At 44.8% G+C, this 18,515-nt stretch carries 18 protein-coding genes and 1 pseudogene; 14 read left to right on the top strand and 5 right to left on the bottom strand.

Annotation, left to right across the window (positions count from 1 at the left end):
- Positions 1-13: 13 nt before the first annotated feature.
- The 6 genes from ACFVS2_RS12860 (at position 14) to ACFVS2_RS12835 (ending at position 5,319) form a co-directional block, all read left to right on the top strand.
- Positions 14-823, top strand: coding sequence for an SDR family NAD(P)-dependent oxidoreductase (locus ACFVS2_RS12860; RefSeq protein WP_390234396.1), 810 nt, complete (start codon positions 14-16; stop codon positions 821-823).
- Positions 824-835: 12 nt separating this feature from the next.
- Complete coding sequence (locus ACFVS2_RS12855) at positions 836-1,789, top strand: ATP-binding cassette domain-containing protein (protein WP_390234394.1); 954 nt, start codon at positions 836-838, stop codon at positions 1,787-1,789.
- Positions 1,786-2,568 (top strand): ABC transporter permease, encoded by a 783-nt coding sequence (locus tag ACFVS2_RS12850; RefSeq protein ID WP_390234391.1) that lies wholly within the window; start codon positions 1,786-1,788, stop codon positions 2,566-2,568. The genes ACFVS2_RS12855 and ACFVS2_RS12850 overlap by 4 nt, the downstream gene beginning before the upstream one ends.
- 170 nt (positions 2,569-2,738) lie before the next feature.
- The gene (locus ACFVS2_RS12845) at positions 2,739-4,121 is read left to right on the top strand and encodes a TraB/GumN family protein (RefSeq protein ID WP_390234388.1); all 1,383 of its coding nucleotides are present in this window, start codon (positions 2,739-2,741) and stop codon (positions 4,119-4,121) included.
- 142 nt (positions 4,122-4,263) lie between these two features.
- Entirely contained in the window at positions 4,264-4,767 is a 504-nt protein-coding gene (locus tag ACFVS2_RS12840) for a tellurite resistance TerB family protein (protein ID WP_007723788.1), read from the top strand.
- A 150-nt stretch (positions 4,768-4,917) separates the two neighbouring features.
- On the top strand, positions 4,918-5,319 hold the full coding sequence (locus ACFVS2_RS12835; RefSeq protein WP_390234385.1) for a DoxX family protein: 402 nt from the start codon (positions 4,918-4,920) through the stop codon (positions 5,317-5,319).
- Positions 5,320-5,372: 53 nt separating this feature from the next.
- On the opposite strand, the gene ACFVS2_RS12830 is transcribed toward ACFVS2_RS12835, so the two are convergent.
- Entirely contained in the window at positions 5,373-6,347 is a 975-nt protein-coding gene (locus ACFVS2_RS12830) for a helix-turn-helix domain-containing protein (protein WP_390234383.1), read from the bottom strand.
- 168 nt (positions 6,348-6,515) lie between these two features.
- On the opposite strand from ACFVS2_RS12830, the gene ACFVS2_RS12825 reads away from it, so the two are divergent.
- The 4 genes from ACFVS2_RS12825 (at position 6,516) to ACFVS2_RS12810 (ending at position 10,227) form a co-directional block, all read left to right on the top strand.
- The gene (locus ACFVS2_RS12825; protein WP_390234381.1) at positions 6,516-7,235 is read left to right on the top strand and encodes an energy-coupling factor transporter transmembrane component T; all 720 of its coding nucleotides are present in this window, start codon (positions 6,516-6,518) and stop codon (positions 7,233-7,235) included.
- A complete protein-coding gene (locus ACFVS2_RS12820) occupies positions 7,232-8,713 on the top strand; it encodes an ABC transporter ATP-binding protein (RefSeq protein ID WP_390234379.1) in 1,482 nt (493 codons plus the stop codon). Before ACFVS2_RS12825 ends, ACFVS2_RS12820 begins: the two co-directional genes overlap by 4 nt.
- 382 nt (positions 8,714-9,095) lie before the next feature.
- Positions 9,096-9,947, top strand: coding sequence for a BRB family alpha/beta fold macrolide esterase (gene mleBRB, locus ACFVS2_RS12815; protein ID WP_390234377.1), 852 nt, complete (start codon positions 9,096-9,098; stop codon positions 9,945-9,947).
- 28 nt (positions 9,948-9,975) lie between these two features.
- Positions 9,976-10,227: a transposase gene (locus ACFVS2_RS12810; protein ID WP_173620153.1), complete on the top strand. Its 252-nt coding sequence runs from the start codon at positions 9,976-9,978 to the stop codon at positions 10,225-10,227.
- 193 nt (positions 10,228-10,420) lie between these two features.
- On the opposite strand, the gene ACFVS2_RS12805 is transcribed toward ACFVS2_RS12810, so the two are convergent.
- Positions 10,421-10,966, bottom strand: coding sequence for a helix-turn-helix domain-containing protein (locus ACFVS2_RS12805; RefSeq protein ID WP_390234375.1), 546 nt, complete (start codon positions 10,964-10,966; stop codon positions 10,421-10,423).
- Between the two features lie 209 nt (positions 10,967-11,175).
- On the opposite strand from ACFVS2_RS12805, the gene ACFVS2_RS12800 reads away from it, so the two are divergent.
- On the top strand, positions 11,176-13,113 hold the full coding sequence (locus ACFVS2_RS12800; RefSeq protein WP_390234373.1) for a serine hydrolase domain-containing protein: 1,938 nt from the start codon (positions 11,176-11,178) through the stop codon (positions 13,111-13,113).
- Positions 13,114-13,430: 317 nt separating this feature from the next.
- Here the strand turns inward: ACFVS2_RS12800 and ACFVS2_RS12795 are convergent, their stop codons facing one another.
- Positions 13,431-14,483, bottom strand: a complete 1,053-nt coding sequence (locus tag ACFVS2_RS12795) for a 2,3-butanediol dehydrogenase (protein WP_007723812.1) — start codon at positions 14,481-14,483, stop codon at positions 13,431-13,433.
- A gap of 336 nt (positions 14,484-14,819) precedes the next feature.
- Between ACFVS2_RS12795 and ACFVS2_RS12790 the strand changes: the two genes are divergently transcribed.
- Entirely contained in the window at positions 14,820-15,851 is a 1,032-nt protein-coding gene (locus tag ACFVS2_RS12790; protein ID WP_390234371.1) for a LacI family DNA-binding transcriptional regulator, read from the top strand.
- 74 nt (positions 15,852-15,925) lie between these two features.
- On the opposite strand, the gene ACFVS2_RS12785 is transcribed toward ACFVS2_RS12790, so the two are convergent.
- Positions 15,926-16,663 carry a cyclase family protein gene (locus tag ACFVS2_RS12785; RefSeq protein ID WP_390234369.1) on the bottom strand — a complete coding sequence of 246 codons (738 nt, stop codon included), beginning with the start codon at positions 16,661-16,663 and terminating at the stop codon, positions 15,926-15,928.
- A gap of 216 nt (positions 16,664-16,879) precedes the next feature.
- Here ACFVS2_RS12785 and ACFVS2_RS12780 point away from each other — a divergent pair, with 216 nt between their 5' ends.
- On the top strand, positions 16,880-17,296 hold the full coding sequence (locus tag ACFVS2_RS12780) for a VOC family protein (RefSeq protein ID WP_390234368.1): 417 nt from the start codon (positions 16,880-16,882) through the stop codon (positions 17,294-17,296).
- Positions 17,297-17,366: 70 nt separating this feature from the next.
- Here ACFVS2_RS12780 and ACFVS2_RS12775 read toward each other — a convergent pair whose 3' ends face one another.
- Positions 17,367-18,185 carry an S-layer homology domain-containing protein gene (locus tag ACFVS2_RS12775; protein ID WP_390234367.1) on the bottom strand — a complete coding sequence of 273 codons (819 nt, stop codon included), beginning with the start codon at positions 18,183-18,185 and terminating at the stop codon, positions 17,367-17,369.
- A 120-nt stretch (positions 18,186-18,305) separates the two neighbouring features.
- Between ACFVS2_RS12775 and ACFVS2_RS12770 the strand changes: the two are divergent.
- Positions 18,306-18,500 (top strand): annotated as a pseudogene (locus tag ACFVS2_RS12770) (VOC family protein); the annotation flags it as partial.
- Positions 18,501-18,515 lie beyond the last annotated feature (15 nt).

Raw genomic sequence — 18,515 nt, 5'->3', positions numbered from 1 at the left:
GAGGATGTACAACATGACGATTTTAGTAACGGGTGCAACAGGTACGGTAGGGAGACATGTGGTGGATCAGCTTTTGAAAAAAGGAGTCAAGGTGCGTGCCATTTCGCGTAATCCGGAAAAAGCCGACCAGCCAGCGGGAGTAGAGGTTGTGGCAGGGGACCTAGCTATACCGGAGAGCTTGGAAGCGGCGCTGCAAGGTGTAACGGCTCTGCACTTAATTGCATCTAGCTACACCTTTCAAACCGATCCGAAGGTAGTCGAAATGGCGGAAAGAGCTGGTGTGAAACGCGTATCCGTATTGGTGAGCGACACGGAAGGACCTGTGGAAGAAGCACTGGCAAACAGTGGGATGGAATGGACTCTCCTAAAGCCTGTGGAATTCATGTCCAATGCGATTATCGATTGGCAGGAATCGATTCGTTTGGAGGGAGTCGTGCGGGAGCCTTTTGGCAATGCTTTGAGCGCGAAAGTACACGAAGCAGATATCGCGAGTGTTTCTGTGGTGGCATTGCTTGAACCGGGACACCATGGGCAAAGTTATTATCTTACGGGACCAGAGGCGATTACGCGCATTGAGTCAGTTCAGATAATTTCGAAAATATTGGAGAGAGAAATTCGGTTTGAAGAGCTTACGGAGGAGCAGGCGCGACAGAATTGGAGAGATCAGGGGTACGAAGAGGGAGATATCGACTTTTTCGTAGCCATGGGCAAAAATCCACCTGAAGTGGGCTACACAGTCTTGTCTACGGTCGAGCAAGTGACGGGAAAGCCTGCAAGAACGTTTGCCGAATGGGCATCCGAACATAAACACTATTTTGGATAAGGAGTGGCCGCCATGTCATATGCCATTGAAGTCACAAATCTCAGGAAATCGTTTGGGGATCATGAGGTGGTCAAAGGAATTGACTTGCATGTAAAAAAAGGGGAGCTATTCGCTTTGCTCGGCCCGAATGGCGCTGGAAAAACGACAACGATCCATATTCTTTCCACGCTCCTTGCCCCAGATGGAGGAACAGCGTTGGTAGCCGGCTGCGATATCGTAAAAAACGCGCAGGCTGTGCGCAAGAAAATAAGCCTGACGGGACAGTTTGCTGCCCTGGATGAAGGATTAACCGGATTGCAAAACTTGATCCTGATTGGCAGATTGTTTGGCTACTCTGCGAGGGAGGCCCGTACAAAAGCAAGCGAGCTGCTTCATACCTTTGGGCTTTTAGATGCTAGGGATCGTACGGTAGAAAACTATTCTGGCGGGATGCGGCGACGATTAGATATCGCCGCTAGCGTCCTCACACAGCCGGAGCTTATTTTTCTGGATGAGCCTACTACGGGTCTCGACCCGCAAAGTCGGCAACAAGTATGGGAAGTCGTCCGTACGCTTTTGAAATCAGGCACCACTGTGCTAGTAACGACCCAATATCTCGAAGAAGCCGATCAACTAGCAGACCGGATCGCGGTGATCGATAAAGGAACGATGATTGCAGAAGGGACGCCTGAGCAGTTAAAAGCCTCGGTGGGAGGAAAGACGTTGACGGTTCGATTGACCGAACATCTGAACAAGGAACGGATAAGCCGTCTTTTGGAAGAACATCTTCGGTTGCCGATTTATCCAGATCAAGATGACCCGTATTTTTTAAGAATCCCGGTAAAAGAAGCGAGTCTGGCAAACCAAGCAATCGGGTTGCTTCTGGCTAATGATGTTTCCATCGAGCATTTTTCCCTGAGTGACCCGAGTCTGGAAGAAGTGTTTTTGGCCCTGACTCATGGCAAAAAGAAGGAGGCCATCTCATGAACGCAAGTCATACGCTCGGTACCTTTGCGGCGATCCGCATCTTTATGTGGCGCACATGGCAAAACACACAGAACAACCTTTTCACATTTTGTATGGATGCTATCCTCTCACCTGTGATGACGTTGCTTATTTTTACGTATTTGTTCGGTGGAGCCATCGCTGGTTCTACGGCATCGTATCTCCAGTTTTTTCTGCCAGGTGTGCTTGTGTTGACGATCATTCCAATGACGGTTTATAGCGGGACAACCATCTGCCAGGATATTGCGAAGGGGGTGTATAACCGTTTTCGTACCATGCCCTTTTGGCAGCCAGCGTCTGTCATAGGCCCATTACTGACAGATGGCCTACGTTATACGATTGCGATACTCGTCGCCTTTGGTACAGGAATGCTGCTTGGGTTTCGTCCAGAAGGGGGTATAGTCGGTGCGGTACTCGCTATTTTGTATATCATTTTCTTCGCCTTTAGTGTGAGCTGGATTTTTTCCATGATCGGTATTTTGGCAAAGCGACCGGAGACGGTATCGGGTTCAAGTATGTTTTTGGTGTACCCGTTGCTTTTTGCCAGCACGATCTTCGTAGATTCTTCTACCATGCCCAAATGGATGGGGACAATCGTCAATCTAAACCCGATCAGTATCGCGGTAGGGACGGTTCGAGGATTGATGGGCGGAACAGCAAATCTGTCTGATCTGATGGTAGGGATCGGATTATGTCTGCTGCTCATTGGCATATTTGCTCCGTTGACGATGCGTCTGTATTTGACCAAACCGAATCGATAACTTGCTGATTCATTGCGAAAGCGTCGACGATCAATGTCGATGCTTTTTATGTATAGTGAAAATGGTCGCATTTCCTATTCTTTTCTATCATTCGGTTATCTCTTCCAGATTATTGTGGTATAATCTACCATTGTGAAACAAACAGCTTAGAATCGAGAGGAGAAAGTTTGATGAAACTAAACAAACGCTGGAGCAAGCTGACTCGTTGGGCGGGAACAGGTGCCCTCAGCTTGGCGCTATTGCTGGGATATGTGTTGCCTGTGCACGGGCAGACACCCGTAGCTCCTGTTATCAGCCCTTGGTCTGTCACCACGTTGAACGAAGGGGAAAAATACGGGATTTTTCCACTGGCGTGGTATGAGGATGCCTCTTTTCAACAAGCCATTTCTGCTGAGAAGTTCACTATCTTGCTGGAAGGTACAGCGAAAAAACTGGACCGTCTGGGATTGAAGAAAAAGAATGCGACTTTGCCGCTTGCAAAGGATAAGGTCATGACGAAGGAAGCGGTCACGACTGCTTTGTACAACATACTGGCAAACTACGAATTGCCAGCAGCATTCGAAATGAACGGGGAGAGCCCGATTGACTACATGAAGAAAAAGGGCCTGGTAAAAGGGACGAGCGCTGGTCTTGAGCTGAAACAGCCAAGCACGGTGGAGCAAGCAACAGTGATGGCAAGCAGACTGGTTGAGTTTGCATACGATACGGTTGGTGCTGGTGCCGAAGGTCTGATGTGGAAAGTGACCAACGATAAAAACACCATGTACTTGCTCGGCTCGATTCATGTGGGAATCCCCGATATGTACCCGATGCAAAAAGACATCCGGGAAGCGTATGAAGAGTCAGACGAACTGTGGGTTGAGGCAGACATTATTAATGGGGACAGTGATTATCTCACGCAAAAAATGGTCTATACAGATGGCAAGACACTAAAGGATCATGTATCTGCTGAGACATATCAAAAGCTGCAAAAACTGCTCTCAAAGCTGGAGCTGCCAGCCAATTCCTTTGATGCCTACAAGCCTTTTGCCATTTCCTTGTCTGTGCCATCGCTGGGCTATGTAGACACCGATACAGACCTTCAGTTCAGTATGCTTTCCGGTATCGACAGGTACTTCCTGACAAAGGCGATGCTGGATGAGAAGCCGATCAATGAGCTGGAAGGCATCAAGCTGCAAGCAGATTTGCTCTCTGGCGTTCCGGCAGAGCAACAGGAGAAGGAATTGAATATCATGTTGGATGTTGCTTTGACCGAAAAAGGGCTTCAAGAAAACGCAGACATGCTAAAAAACATGCAAACAGAATGGGTAGAAGGCGATCTGGAGGGCTTTACCAAGATCATGACAGAGCATGGCGATTTCGGTGAAGGCGAAGTGAATCAGCGTCTGCTCGGTGAGCGAGACAAAAACATGGCTATTAAACTCGCAGAAGTGTTGGAGAAAGAAGGGGAAACTACTTCTTTTGTCGTGGTCGGTGCTGCCCACTTTTCAATGAAGGGCATGGTTATCGATCATTTGAAAGCCAAGGGCTATAACGTCCAACAATTGCAATAAGAGCTAGAATAGGAAGTGTCGGCGCGCAGGCTGGCACTTCTTTTTTGTTTACCGAAAAATTGCTTACCCGGACAACTGTTGCTAACATTCTCCAGTTGATAGTAAAATTATACTATCTTGGCATACATAGGAGGTATTTTGCGTGGGCTTGTTTGATATGTTTAAGACAGACAAAGGGGAAGAAATGACCCCTCATTTTGGATTCGCATGTTCCTTGCTCTACATGATGAAATCGGATGGAGAAATGGACCACGAGGAAATCGGTCAATTACTCGCTGTATTGGGCGGTGAAGAAAGCAACGGCGTGATTGGTGTAGGTGCTAATAACAGACAGTTGCTCGATAACGCAATGAAATATACACGCAATAACTCCATCGAGAAATTCCTGAACGAAGTAACTCCATTGCTCACAGATGCTCAAAAAATGTGCATCCTGGTTAACCTGATCGATTCCTCCCTGGCAGATGGCCAACCTGAGCGTGAAGAGCAAGAGCTGTTTGGCAAGTTCTTGACTGCATTTGGTATTTCGGAAGATCGTTTCCGTCCATTCTTTGAAGTAATCGTGTTGAAAAATGACCGTGGTGTGTTCGTGAATCAAAACCATCCAAAGAATCAACCAGGTTACAGAGTTACGCTTCCCGTTTAATCTTGGATTCGAATTCAGAACCTTCTCATTTGAGAAGGTTTTTTTCGTTTTTAAAAAAAGACAGTTCCCCAAAAGAGCAATACAGAAGAAATGTCGCCGCTTTGATTGTGCTACGATCTGCTTAGGAAAAAAATGAAAGGTGGGACCCCCATGCGGAGTCAAATTTCCAAAACACGTCTGTGGATTGCACGGATGATGAGCGGACTTGTCATTCTTTTTATGCTTTTTGACGGTGTATTCAAACTCATCCAGCCGGCTCCTGTCGTAGAGGGAACGCTCGTACTTGGCTATGCGGAGCATCACATTGGCTTAATTGGAATTCTCGCCCTTGTATCAACGGTGCTGTATGCCATTCCCCGAACAGCAGTTTTGGGTGCGCTTCTGCTGACCGGATTTTTCGGTGGGGTCATCGCTACCCAGATCCGTGTAGATGCGCCACTCTTTTCCCATACGCTGTTTGCTGTCTACCTCGCGATTTTGATGTGGGGCGGGTTGTGGCTGCGAGATGATCGTGTGCGAAAATTACTTTTCGCTGCCAAAGAAGAAAAATGATAAACACAAAAGAAGCTGTAGCCACATCATTGGCTACAGCTTTTTCCATGATCCTATTTGGTTGTAACCGTGAATCTTCGGTATTCGTTGGGCAACAGCCCGGTGCTTTTGCGAAACAGCTGGGAGAAGCGACTGGAGTTGTGATAGCCTACGATATACGCAATCTGATTGATGTGTAAATCGGTGCTCGTGAGCAGTTGCTCAGCGTGATTCATTCGCTTGTTTTGGATATATTCGGTAATGGTGCATTGGTTCGCTTGCTTAAAGGTGTATTTTAGCTTGGTGAGTCCCATGCAGGCGATCCGGGCGAGGTGCTCCAAGTGTATTTCGGAGGAGAAGTGATCGTCAATGTAGGCTGTAACAGCTGTCAGGCCGTCCATATCCTGTCGGGATATGCTTTTGGATGGATGCGTTTTTTTATGTGCTTTGGCCTTCTCCACAATTAGCGATACTGCTTCTGCGACTTTTCCCTCGTAGTACAGCTTTGCGGCAATTCCCGTTCCCCGAAAATTCCGTATCTGTCGGAGCAAGAAAACAAGCTCCGCGAAATTCGTCATCCCATCTACAGTAATAAAGGACGAGCGCAGGTCCTTATACTCTACTGGATATTTGCTTTTCAAATAATCCTCGTAATACTCCGGCATGATTTCAATAGCTGTCGAGCGAATGGGAATGTTTTTGCGATAGCTGGCCCGATACAAATTGTTATAGCCGATATGGACGCGGATGCAACCGCTTGACAATCGTTTATATGGGTTGAATTCCTCTCCAGAGACGGAATCGTAATAATTGAAGCTCAGATACTTGGGCTGCTGGAACTCCAGAAACAAATCCTCGTAAAAGACGAAATCTTGGATCGAAATCGAAAACAGGTTGTCGCGCGTATAAGTCCAGTAACGCCCCTGACCTTTCTCTGGTAAAACAGAAAAGCAAGTACCCTCGCGGTTGTATGGACCGTGGTCATCGTCAGGATGAAAGCCGCATTGCATTAAACACGGCGTATGTAGTTCCGTCAAAATATCTTTCATTATTGTCACCACCCATGCCGTGATCGGACGAAAACATACTACGAAAAGACGTATGTCTACCTGTCGTATTGCTAGAGGTTATGATCATCATTATCATTACGATTTGTAAGGGAGGCTGTCTCCCTTTATAAGGTTGTGTGTGATCTTGGTTGTAGGGGTGTTTGTCGGATGGAAGAAGCTAATGAAAAAGAAACAGCGCGTACGAGACGTCTCGGTCCCAGAACGCATCTGTTGGTGCTGGTAATAGCGAGTATCTTGACCATGACCGTTCGTGATGATATACAGGTGCACTTACTGGTGGCACTAAGTGTAGTGTACTTGGTATGGAATTACCTGTCCAGAAAGGCGTTTCAACTGGTCGTGTTCTATTGTGTGTGCATGACTTTTGTGTTTTTCATGCCGAATGCGTTGTCGTTGGGAACGATGAAGCTCATTGTTTACACGATGGTGAGGATGATGCCGGTCATCATGATCGGCACGGTTCTGATCTATACGCCACCTGGTAGTATCATGAGTGCCTTTGAGAAGATGTATGTCCCCAAAACGATTTTGGTGATGATTTGCATTTTGATCCGATTTTTCCCCGTGGTCCTTTTGGAAATGAAAGCGATTCGTGACGGAATCCGCGCCAGAGGGATTTTTCCACATTGGTACAGCGTACTGAAGCATCCGGCCATGGCCTACGAATGTTTTTTTATGCCGTTGGTCGTCCGTTGCCTGAAGCTGTCTTCAGAACTGGCGTCGTCTGCTGAGCTCCGCGGTATCGAGTGCACAAATGCGCGGACCTCTATCTATCCGGTTGGCTTCAAGATCACGGATGGCATCGTCATCGGGGTGTATGCGCTGATAGGGTCGTTAATTTATTGGACGGGAGGGATGATTTCGTGATTGAGCTGAACGATGTCACGTTTCATTATGGACAGGAAGATGGGGGACATGACACTGAGACTGGCGTGAAAAATATCAGCTTATCTGTAAAAGCCGGACAGTGTGTCGTGCTATGTGGGCGGTCTGGCTGCGGCAAGAGTACGATTATGAGGCTGGTCAATGGTCTCGCACCGAATTTTTATGCCGGACGCCTCACGGGTGAAGTAAGCGTGGGTGGCAAAAGTCCGGCGAGCATGCTGCCAGAGGAACGTACCCGGCTAATGGGCGTCGTGTTTCAAGACCCCCGCAGCCAATTTTTTATGGAAACCGTCCGGGATGAGCTGGCGTTTTCCGCAGAAAACATCGGCATGGCACCAGACGAGATTCGAAGCCGGATGGAGAGACAGGCGAGCCAGCTCGAGATTTCCCACCTGCTCGATAGCTCTTTACATAAGCTGTCCAGCGGGCAAAAGCAACGGGTGGCTATAGCGGCCGCATCCGTTTTGACACCGCCACTTCTCTTGCTGGATGAGCCTACTGCGAATCTGGACGCTTCCTCTACGCAAAACCTGATTGAAATCATAAGCAAGCTCAAGCAAAACGGTACCAGCTTGCTCATCAGCGAGCATCGGCTCGCTCCTTTTCTACCCGTTGTCGATTTGTTTGTCTGCATGGAAAATGGCAAAATCGCACACACGTGGACGAAGGACGAGTTCTGCCAGCTATCTCATGATGATGTGCGTATGTACGGTTTGCGTCATCCTGACATGACGCTTCCCGAGACAGCGAAGCAACATGAGCAGCCAGAGATGCCCGAATTCATGGTGGAAGGAAGAGAGCTTAGCTATTTTTATAAAAAGAAAAACGACGGAATCACCGATATCAACATCTCGCTTCCGCAGGGGAGCGTAACAGCGTTGACTGGCGAGAACGGTACGGGCAAGACGACGCTATGCAAAATTTTATGCGGTCTTCTTCGTGAGCGAAAAGGAACGATTGTCCGCCAAGGTCGTTCACTTTCTGCCAGCAAAAGACGAGCTGTGAGTTATTTGGTGATGCAGGATGCGGACTATCAGCTCTACGCAGACAGTGTCGGAAACGAAATCGTTTTGGGAAAAGTCTTGAATGAAGAGCTCCGCGCAAAGGCGTATGAAGCGATGGATGCTTTCGGTTTGCGTGAGCTTCGCGATCGGCATCCTGCGTCATTATCTGGTGGAGAGAAGCAGCGGGTTACGATGGCAGCCGCTTATTGCTCCGAGGCAGAACTGATAGTGCTGGATGAACCGACAAGTGGACTTGACGGCGATGGAGTGCTGAAGGTAGCAGCATGGGTGAAAAAGCTGGCCGAAGCAGGCAAAACGGTCGTCATGATCACGCATGACCAGATTCTTTCCAAGCTGGCATGTGATCAAGTTGTCGAGCTGAGGCTTACCCGAGACGTTGAGACGATTTTTGCGGAGCCAGGGATACGAACAACCATTGAAACTGCCAATCGTTGACAGATGAAAAAGCATGTGGTAGGATGGGCACAACTTATTAGGAACGGAGGGTTACGTGTGGCAAATTAATTTTTCGATACTTTATTCGCACAACACAATCGATGAAATAGCGTGAAAAGGCTATGTTGTGTGCATACGAATCGGAAAATGGATTGCCGCTACGGTAACCCAATTGAATCATGGGCAAATGGAGTGAGGAAGGCAAGCGTGATGACCTCCTCTATTTGTATGATCTGCGAAGAGAATGGAACCAATCCTGTACCATCAGATGCTGGTATCTGATGTTCATGGTTTTCGTTTCTTCTTCCTTTTTCGATGACGTAAGCACAGGCAGCCTAGCCTGTGTTTTTTTATTTCAGTTCGTTGAGGAGGAAAACTTACAATGGCAGAACAGATATTAAAAGTGAACGGTGTGGAAATATGTGCGGAAAGCTTTGGGAAGCCCACAGATCCGGCGATTTTGCTGATTATGGGAGCCCAGATGTCCATGCTTTGGTGGGAGGAAGAATTTTGTCAGCGAATAGCCGACGCTGGACGCTTTGTTATTCGTTTTGATAATCGGGATGTCGGACGTTCCACGACCTACGAGGTTGGCCAACCTGGCTATACATTTGAAGATATGGCGGATGACGCTGTTCACGTCCTAGATGCATTCGGCGTACAGCAGGCGCACATCGTTGGTATGTCGATGGGCGGAATGTTGACGCAAATCATTGCATTGCGACATCCCGAAAGAGTTCGCACGATCACATTGCACGCAACGTCCAATTTTGCTCCTGACCTACCTCCAATCGATGAGAAGCTGATGGAGTTTTTCAGCAATATGAGGGAAATCAATTGGGAGGATGAACAAGAGGTTTTAGAGGTTGCCGTGGCGAGTTCGAAGGTTTTGATCGGTTCCAAGCATCCTTTTGACGAGGCGCGCGTTCGTGAATTGGCCCAAATAGATATCGCCAGAAGCAACCATTATGCGAGTAAGAACAACCACGCCTTCGTGACGACCGGTGAAACGTACCTGATGCGGACAGGGGAAATCGCTGTACCAGCTCTCGTGATTCACGGTACAGAAGACTTGCTCATTCCTTTCGCGCATGCATTGCATCTTGCAAACACCATTCCGGGAGCAGTCTTGCTCACGTTGGAAGGGACAGGGCATGAGCTTCCACATGGGGATTGGGATGTCGTCATCGAAGCGATTTTGAAGCATACGAGTGCAAGACGCGTACGATTATAAATATCAGCTCGATTGCGGGCAAGAAAACATTCGTGAGATCGCGCTGGTTCCAACCAGACAGCAAGGTGGGGTACCAGAAATACGAGAACGAATTGAATCGTTACGAGAGCAGCAAGCCCAAGTTTCAACTCCAAAGCAGATAAAACGTGAGATGGATGAGAATAATAAAGATGCAATTATAGTATCTTTAAAACGTAAAATTAAGAAATTGGATGAAGAAAATAAAGAACTACGTGAGCAGTTAAAATTTGCTTATGCAGAGGTTTATAAAAAAATCTAAGGGAACATCGTTCCCTCCTTATTCAACTAAAGGGCCATTTAATTGAATAACACTTTAATGAAAACTGGATATTTATGTTAGATTTTAGAAGAGATTGTGAAGTTTTGTACTTAAAGTAACGGGGCAGGTTAGCTGAAGAAGAACGTAGAATACTAAGGTGCAATGCTAGATGCTTAAGAGGCATTATTGTCTCTTAAGCATCTGGAATAATTGTAATAGCAACTGTTCGAACTGGAGTATCTTCTGCATTATTTTCACTTGTATTATGGTAGTATTTATTAATTAATTCGTTTAATTCATTTTGGAATTGCTTGAATTTTTCATCATCTAACGTTAACGCGGCTAAAGAAAAAGTAGCACTATCCTCTGAAGTGTTTTGCTCTTCTAATTTTTTAAGATAACTTTGATATTGATACAAAAGAGATAATTGGTAGTAAGTAACATAATCAAGTTTCTGCTGTTGCGATACTTTTTTCCATTCCTCCGCATCGATTCTAGCCTCATCTTCTTTTAAAGCATAATATTTTTCAGAAACTGATTTCACTTTTTTTTCTTTAATAACGTGAATAATTCCAGAATCCATCATAATTTGTAACTGTCTATATAGAGTTGCTTGAGGTACATCTTTAATGATTTTGACCATTTCTAAAGGTGTTAATCCATTTTCTTTATTTCTCATTAATGATTGGCAAATTTTCATTCTAACGGGATGCATTAAAACATCAACTTTATTGACCATAATATCCCCTCTTATTCATCCAATTTTTCATTCCTATTATAAATAATGAGAATAATTATTGCAATCATTCAACTTTTATTTTATCATTATCGATAACGATAATAAAGTTTGGTTAAGCAGAGTTAAATGCTCTTAAAGATATTGATTTTATAGCTTTTCTCTAAGGGCGTTAATCTAAGACTAATACTTTTATAAGAGGGGATACGAAAATGATAAAAAGAATAGGATTGATATTAACAGTTAGTATTATTATGTTTTTTACAGTTTTTGGACTAAGTACAAAACTTAGTTTTGCAGCGGAATTAAAGAAAATTAACGGGGAAACACCTTCGGGTATTCCATTGAATGAGATGGAAGAAAAGATAGATCAATATGTATCGAAGTATTTAGACAAAACAACACCAGGGGCTGCAATTGCAGTTGTGAAAGATGGTCAAATTATTCTCTCAAAAGGCTATGGATATGCGGATGTTGAAAAGCAAATTTCAGTTGATCCATCAAAGACAGTTTTTGAATGGGGATCCATAAGTAAATTATTCACTTGGACATCTGCAATGCAATTAGTTGAACAAGGTAAACTTGATTTAGATGAGGATATTAAAACATATCTACCTTCTGACTTTGCAAAAAAACTTAATTTCCAACAAACTGTTACAATGAGAGATCTTATGAATCATGCTGCTGGATTTGGAGACTACGCCTTTAATACAATTGCTTTTTCAAAGGATGGATTATTCCCTCTTGAAGAAGCATTACTACTTGATAAATCTAAACAGTATTATAAAGTGGGAACAGCTAGTTCGTATAGTAACTATGGAGCATCTCTTGCTGGTTATGTAGTGGAATGTATAAGTAAACAGCCATTTCATGATTATGAACGGGAACATTTATTTAATGTACTTGAGATGAATAATACAACGGGAAATACAACATTTGATGATAATAAAAAACTTTTAGAAACAAAAGCAAAGGGATATTTACCAAATCCAGAAGGAGGTTTCATACTTGGTAATTGGTCATATGTTTCTCATTATCCAGCAGGTTCTATAAACGGTACGGTAGAAGATTTGGCAAAATATGCAATTGCAATAACTCCAGAAAAAAGTCAAAAGCCACCACTATTTGATAATTCAGACACATTAAAAACTATGTTTTCACCAAGTTACAGTTTAGATGGAGAAATGGTTGGAACGGCACATGGTTTTTTTGAATATGTGGGAGAATACCGTACTATTGGTCATGGAGGTAATACTGCAACATTTTCAAGTCAATTTGCGATAGTACCTGAAGAAAGATTTGGAATTGTAATCCTTACAAATGCAAGTGCTGAAATGGACATTCTATTTGGAGTACAAGAATTGTTAATTGGTAAAAAGCATACAGAGAGTAAAGTTCCTTATCTAAAACTACCTTCTTCAAATGAAGTAGATGGAAAATATGTTCCATTTCAACGGCAAGAGGGAAATTTTTTAGAATTTGCAAATTATCAAAATTTATATACTGTTAGTGCAACGAACAAAAATGAAATCACAATGAGTTTAGGGCAATATAAAGGTACTTATGTACAGACGAAACCATATTATTATGAACTTGTTAAAGAAAATTTCCCTGTTTTTAGAAATGCGTACCCCATTTTACAATTCAAAATGGAAGAAGGCAAAGTGAAACAGATAATTGTAGGACATGGTATGGATTTATCTGAACTACCACCTGATAGAACAATCCCAGTTTTAATTGCTAGTGTTTTAGTATTATTAAGTACAACTCTGTATTTCTTAATTGCACCACTGATTTTACTCATTCTTAAATTTAAAAATAGAAAGAAACAATTAGAATTAGAAGATAAAAGATTTAATTTCTACTATTCAATGTTAATATTATGTGGCACAATAACTTTTTTAAACAATCTAATATGTATTACTAGAATTATGATGAATAAATTCCGTACCTTTGCGGAGGTCAAACCTCATCTTTTACTGAATTATCCTTTACTCGTATGTACAGTTATTGCAGCCTTCTTCTCTATCAAATATATGAGAAAAATAGTAAGTTCTAAAAAACGTAAAGTATTTTATTTTCTTACAATTACTTTGTTAACTTTATTATTTGCATTATTAATAGGATGGAATTTCTTTATTGTTGTATAAATAATTAGCTAACTATGATTGTCAGTGTTGTTGAACAATTTTATATGGAAAATCATGATAGAGAAGAATGGTAGAACCCACAAATTGGTGAAGTAAATCAAATATTACAGTTCCGAGATTTTCATTAAAAAAGTTAACAGTACTTTATATAATTATCTTGTTGGAAGTACCCCAAGGTTAAAAATCGAAGAGGGTAACGAGAAAAAACGGAGTGGAAAGCAGGAAGCAACCCTGCTTTCTCTCCGTTTTTTAGTAGCGGAATGGCGTATTTCCTTCTGTGGAAGGAAACAGCACAATATTTATGGAATCGTTTACGCTTATGCTCTCGGGCTAACGAGAATTTTCACCTGGTTTTTCTCTTTTAGCAGTGCTTCAAACCCATGCTCCACAATGTCGTCGAGCTTGATTCGCTGGGTGACCAGCTTGTCCGCTGGGAAGAAGCCCTTTTCCATCAGGCTGATGACAGCAGGGAATACGTCGCGGTAGCCGATGATGCCTGTCATGTTGCGTTCTTTCATGACGATGTGGTTCGGTTTGATTGACGCTTCTCTTTCGAAGATGCTGACGATCATGATTTGTCCAGCGATTTTGGTAGATTCGATGGCTTGCGTGAGGACAGGAGGCACGCCTGTGACTTCAAAGGCGATATCTGCGCCGCCGTTTGTCCGGTTGTGAATTTCCTGGACTACGTCGTATTCTTTCGGATCGATGACGATGGCGCCCAGCTCAGCTGCCTTGTTTTTACGTTCAGGGGACAGCTCCACTGCATAAATCTCAGCCGCACCAGCTGCTTTCAGTGCTTCAATGACAAGCAAGCCAATAGGACCAGCGCCGAATACGACAGCTTTGTCGCCGGCTTTCAACTGACTCGAACGTACTGCGTAAAGGGCTACGGCAGATGGCTCGACAAGAGCGCCTTGCTCATAAGAGAGACTGTCTGGGATTTTGTGGACCATGTGCTCATCGCAAGCCACGTATTCCGAGAAGCCGCCACCACCGCCAGCCAAACCGAGGAAGCCCATTTTTTCACAAAGATTGTATTTGCCTTGTCTGCACGCAGCGCATGTTCCGCAAGCGAAAACCGGCTCGACAACGACGCGATCCCCAACCTTGATGGTGTTCACGCCTTCCCCGATTTCCACTACTTGTCCGGAAAATTCATGCCCCATTACGATCGGGGCTTTTTCGCCTGTAAGTGGATGTTCAGCTCCCTGTGGGATGAAGATCGGGCCAGCCACGTATTCGTGCAAGTCGCTTCCGCAAATACCGCACCACTCGACTCTGATTTTCACTTTACCTTTGGACGCAATCGGTTCCGAAATGGTTTCCAAACGGAGGTCTTTCAAACCGTGCCAACGTAATGCTTTCATATCTGCCATCTCCTCGTTCGAATTGGATTCTATATGAAATTCAGCAAGAAAAATAGGAAACGTTTCCGGAAATAATATGTCATAACTTTGGCATCTTGTCAATTTGATTTCCTAGGCAAGAGTTTGGGGTGGTGTGCAATTGGTTGAGGAGAGGATGTTGATTTTCGCTAAGTTCAGAAGATGTATACGTGTTGTGCAACAGGTGCGAAGTTGTCTGCTATGTTTTGTTCACGCCTCGTTACCAGTGGTTTTGTGTATGCTATAATAGCGGTAGGAAAACACATTTTAGCTCGGAAACATAGAAAACGATTCCGATATGGAAAGGAAAGCAAGGCGTTGGATACAAAAAATAAAGTGACAATAGAAGACGTTGCGAAGAAGGCTGGCGTAGGAATCGCAACAGTATCGAGAGCCATTAATGACAGCGCGGGGATCAGTCCGAAGACGAAAGCATTGATTTTGCAGGTGATCGACGAGCTGGGCTTTATTCCGAACACTTCTGCACAAAGTCTAAAGGTGCGCCAAACCTATCAAATCGCACTGGCTGTTCCTGACATTCGAAATGCAATTATTCCAGATATCGCCTGGTCAGTCGAGCAAGCGGCCAAGCAGCATGGCTACCGTGTCGTACAAATTAATACAGCAGGAAATGCCCGAATGGAGCTTGAGACTGTGCGTGAGGTCAAAAAGCTGCATGTAGACGGGCTGATTATCATGCCGCTCGCCTATCCAAAGACGTTGGTCCAGATGATTAACAAAGCGAGTGTTCCGGTTTCGATTATTAACTATGGAAAAAAGCTCGAGGACAATGTGAAAGCAGATGTGGTCAGCATGGCCCGTCAAGAAGGTCGACTCGTCATGGAGCATCTAATCAAAATTGGCCGTACGCGAATCGCTTACGCAGGCGCGCCGAAGGACAAGATCGAGGAGCGGTATTTTGCCTATGAGGCGTCGCTTCAGCACGTCGATCCTTCGCTGGTGTATTTTGGTGAGGACTTCTCGTTTGAGACGGGCCTTCGTGCTGCTGATTACTTTTATAGCCTAAAAAACATGCCAGATGCTATCTATGCGGTCAATGACATGGTGGCAATCGGGATCGTGAATCGGTTCAAGGAGCTGGGAGTCCGCGTGCCAGAAGATGTCGCGATCGTGGGAATTGACAACAATGTGTGGACGACGATTACGACTCCGCAGATCAGTTCTGTTTCGATCATGGGGGAAGAGGTGGCACGGCTGGCGACTGAGCTTTTGCTGAAACGGATTCGAGAGCAAGGGGCAGGGGCGTACGAACGCGTACAGTTCGAGCCGCGGCTGATTGTAAGGGAGTCCAGTGTAGCGGTTATCCGTAAATCCTCGTTGGAAACATAGGGCAATTTCAGAAGAAAAGCCGAGTGGAAGACAGGTGATCGGTGATGATACCTGACGTTTCCTCGGCTTTGGTTTTAAGGCAAAATCGCAAACGAACGTACAGGAAACCCGGAGGCTTTTTCAGGCTTCGGTGTAATATTTACAATGACAGCACCTTTTGCTGGAAGCTTATCGAGATTTTTGAGCAGTTCTACTTGATAGGTGTCTTGATCGAGCACGAAATATTCACCCAAAAGCGCTCCGTTTTTCCGGTAATCGATCGTCGCATCTGTATCAAAGGTTTCGTGACCGACTGCTTTGATTTGTCTTTCCACGAACAAAAATTTTAAAGCCTCCAAAGACCAGCCAGGAGCGTGATTATTGCCATCTGAATCCTTATTGTTGAAGGCATCCACATCTGGCCAGCGCTTGCTCCAATCTGTGCGCAAGGCGACAAAGGAACCGCTCTCGATTTGACCATGCCCGGTTTCAAAATGCAGAATGTCTTCCACGGAAAGCGAATAGTCGTTGTTGGCTTCGGCTTCTTTTGATTTGTCGATGACGACGAGCGGCAATACGAGCTCCTTCAGCTCGATCTCGTCCAAGTAACGCTTGTTGCGCACGAAGTGAATCGGTGCATCCAAGTGCGTACCGTACTGTCCAGGAAAAGAGAAGCGTTGGGCAAAGAAGCCGTCGTCATGTGTGAACAGCGTTTGGAATTCGGCGGCGTCAAAGGCGTGGAAGTGAGGAGATTCTGGACCGAATGTGTGCGTGAGATCGACCCATTCTTTTTGTTTTAACAGGGTAATTGCTTGAATCAAATCGTTTGCCATGTGCCCACCTCGTTAATATTTTTTGAATTTTTGCGCTTTTACAACCAAGTTTATCCAATACTTTATCGGTTCTAATTCCGAGTGTCAATATCGGATAATACGAATGAACGGTTTGACTAATAATAGCAATCGGGAAGAAGCCTTCGAGCATGATTCTGCTATTCTTAAAGGAGAATAACAAGCATCATCCAACCAAAACGCAAAGGAGAAATTCCCATGACAAAAGAGCTTTGGATCAATTTGCCTGTCAAGGACCTCGAAAAGTCCAAAACGTTTTTTGCCGCACTCGGATTCTCTTTTCATCCTCGCCATGAGAACAGCAAAGATGTAGCGGGCCTGTTGATTGGTGAGAAAAACCTCCTGGTGATGCTTTTCCCGGAAGCTACCTTCCAATCGTTTACCCAAAATGAGCTGGCAGATACGAAGCGCGGAACGGAAGTGTTGTTTTCGATCGATGCTGAGAGCAGGGAAGAAGTGGATGAAGTGGTGGGGCGGGTGGTAGCCGCTGGAGGCACTGTTTTCAGTGAGTCGCGGGAGCATGGTCCGGGAATGTACGGGGCGGGCTTCGCTGATTTGGATGGTCATCGGTGGAATGTGCTGTATATGGATATGAGTAAAGTAGATGGAGTATAGAGGTAATTGCTGAGAAAGGAGCCTTCCGAATGGGAGGGCTCCTTTTTCAAAATGAGAGTTTGAGCGAGGATCATTTACTCGTATAAGTTGAGAGAGAACCGTCCGCTAACAAGACGTTGTAAGTGCGGTGCAGCATCACCACTGCCTCTGCTCGTGTGAGTGGATCGTGTATTTCCAATTCGTTTCCCCACGTACTCATGATGTCGTTGCCCACCAGCCATGCGAGTGCATAAGCTTTTAATGCGTCAATGTCACCGTTGGCGAAAGTTATTTCTCCATTGTCGAGGTGACCGTAGCTAATTGTGTATTCGTCGTCAGGAAAAGGAGCTGAACCAGGATAAGGTGATCGATAGTTAGGTGAATCGACCGACTGTACGGTAATGTCGTCAATTCGAGCAAGGATTTGCAAAACTTGATCGTCGGGCATTTCATACATCTTTTGATAGAAAAATGTTTGGAAGAAGTATATAGCTTCCCAACGTGTTACTTTTTTTTCGGGATAGATGTAAACTTTGTCCCAGTCCCAATGAACAACACCAAATGAGTTTGCGTTGTACATTTCCATCAATGGCTGATAGGCCCAATGGTTTTTGGGGACATCTTCAAACTTCTGTATTTTCTGCCCGGAGAATTCTTTGTTAAGATTCGGACGAAGCTTAGTAAACAGCTTATGAACCATAACAGTGAGCTCGGCTCTGTCAATCGCCTCATTCGGTCTGAAGGCTCCATTAGAATAGCCGTTTAATACACCTTTTTTCACCATGAAATCAACCGATTCCCGCGCCCAATGCCCATTAGGGATATCGCTGAACTGACTGGCTTGTACAGGCACGGGAGTTGAAAAAAGAATAGAAACGATAAGAGCTACGCATAAAATGATATTTTTCATCATGTTCCACCTTTACCATCCCTTCCCTATTTCTGCTTAAACATTGCAGCTATCCACAGGCTGATGTCAGGAAGAGATGCAAATAGTATGCTGGAGGGGTAAGGCAGGAATGGAGAAGGGGATGAATTGGTGAATCAGGTGAAAGAGACAAGGGGCACTGTTTTCAGTGAGCCACGGGAACACGGTCCAGGGATGTACGGGGCAGGCTTCGCTGATTTGGATGGTCATCGGTGGAATGTACTGTATATGGAGATGAGACTGATATCAACAAGAATAGAGAATCGTGCCCCTGAGAAATCAGGGATTTTTGCATGAACAAGCAAAAAATTC

It is taken from the genome of Brevibacillus sp. NPDC058079 (assembly GCF_042885155.1).
Lineage (GTDB): Bacteria > Bacillota > Bacilli > Brevibacillales > Brevibacillaceae > Brevibacillus.
The sequence above is the reverse complement of the archived record's forward strand: the minus strand, read 5'-3'. Positions and strand labels throughout refer to the sequence as shown.

Coding starts and splice junctions, on each gene's coding strand:
- ACFVS2_RS12860 (WP_390234396.1), top strand. CDS start 14: ATGACGATTTTAGTAACGGGTGCAACAGGTACGGTAGGGAGACATGTG.
- ACFVS2_RS12855 (WP_390234394.1), top strand. CDS start 836: ATGTCATATGCCATTGAAGTCACAAATCTCAGGAAATCGTTTGGGGAT.
- ACFVS2_RS12850 (WP_390234391.1), top strand. CDS start 1,786: ATGAACGCAAGTCATACGCTCGGTACCTTTGCGGCGATCCGCATCTTT.
- ACFVS2_RS12845 (WP_390234388.1), top strand. CDS start 2,739: ATGAAACTAAACAAACGCTGGAGCAAGCTGACTCGTTGGGCGGGAACA.
- ACFVS2_RS12835 (WP_390234385.1), top strand. CDS start 4,918: ATGCGGAGTCAAATTTCCAAAACACGTCTGTGGATTGCACGGATGATG.
- ACFVS2_RS12830 (WP_390234383.1), bottom strand. CDS start 6,347: ATGAAAGATATTTTGACGGAACTACATACGCCGTGTTTAATGCAATGC.
- ACFVS2_RS12825 (WP_390234381.1), top strand. CDS start 6,516: ATGGAAGAAGCTAATGAAAAAGAAACAGCGCGTACGAGACGTCTCGGT.
- mleBRB (WP_390234377.1), top strand. CDS start 9,096: ATGGCAGAACAGATATTAAAAGTGAACGGTGTGGAAATATGTGCGGAA.
- ACFVS2_RS12805 (WP_390234375.1), bottom strand. CDS start 10,966: ATGGTCAATAAAGTTGATGTTTTAATGCATCCCGTTAGAATGAAAATT.
- ACFVS2_RS12800 (WP_390234373.1), top strand. CDS start 11,176: ATGATAAAAAGAATAGGATTGATATTAACAGTTAGTATTATTATGTTT.
- ACFVS2_RS12795 (WP_007723812.1), bottom strand. CDS start 14,483: ATGAAAGCATTACGTTGGCACGGTTTGAAAGACCTCCGTTTGGAAACC.
- ACFVS2_RS12785 (WP_390234369.1), bottom strand. CDS start 16,663: ATGGCAAACGATTTGATTCAAGCAATTACCCTGTTAAAACAAAAAGAA.
- ACFVS2_RS12780 (WP_390234368.1), top strand. CDS start 16,880: ATGACAAAAGAGCTTTGGATCAATTTGCCTGTCAAGGACCTCGAAAAG.
- ACFVS2_RS12775 (WP_390234367.1), bottom strand. CDS start 18,185: ATGAAAAATATCATTTTATGCGTAGCTCTTATCGTTTCTATTCTTTTT.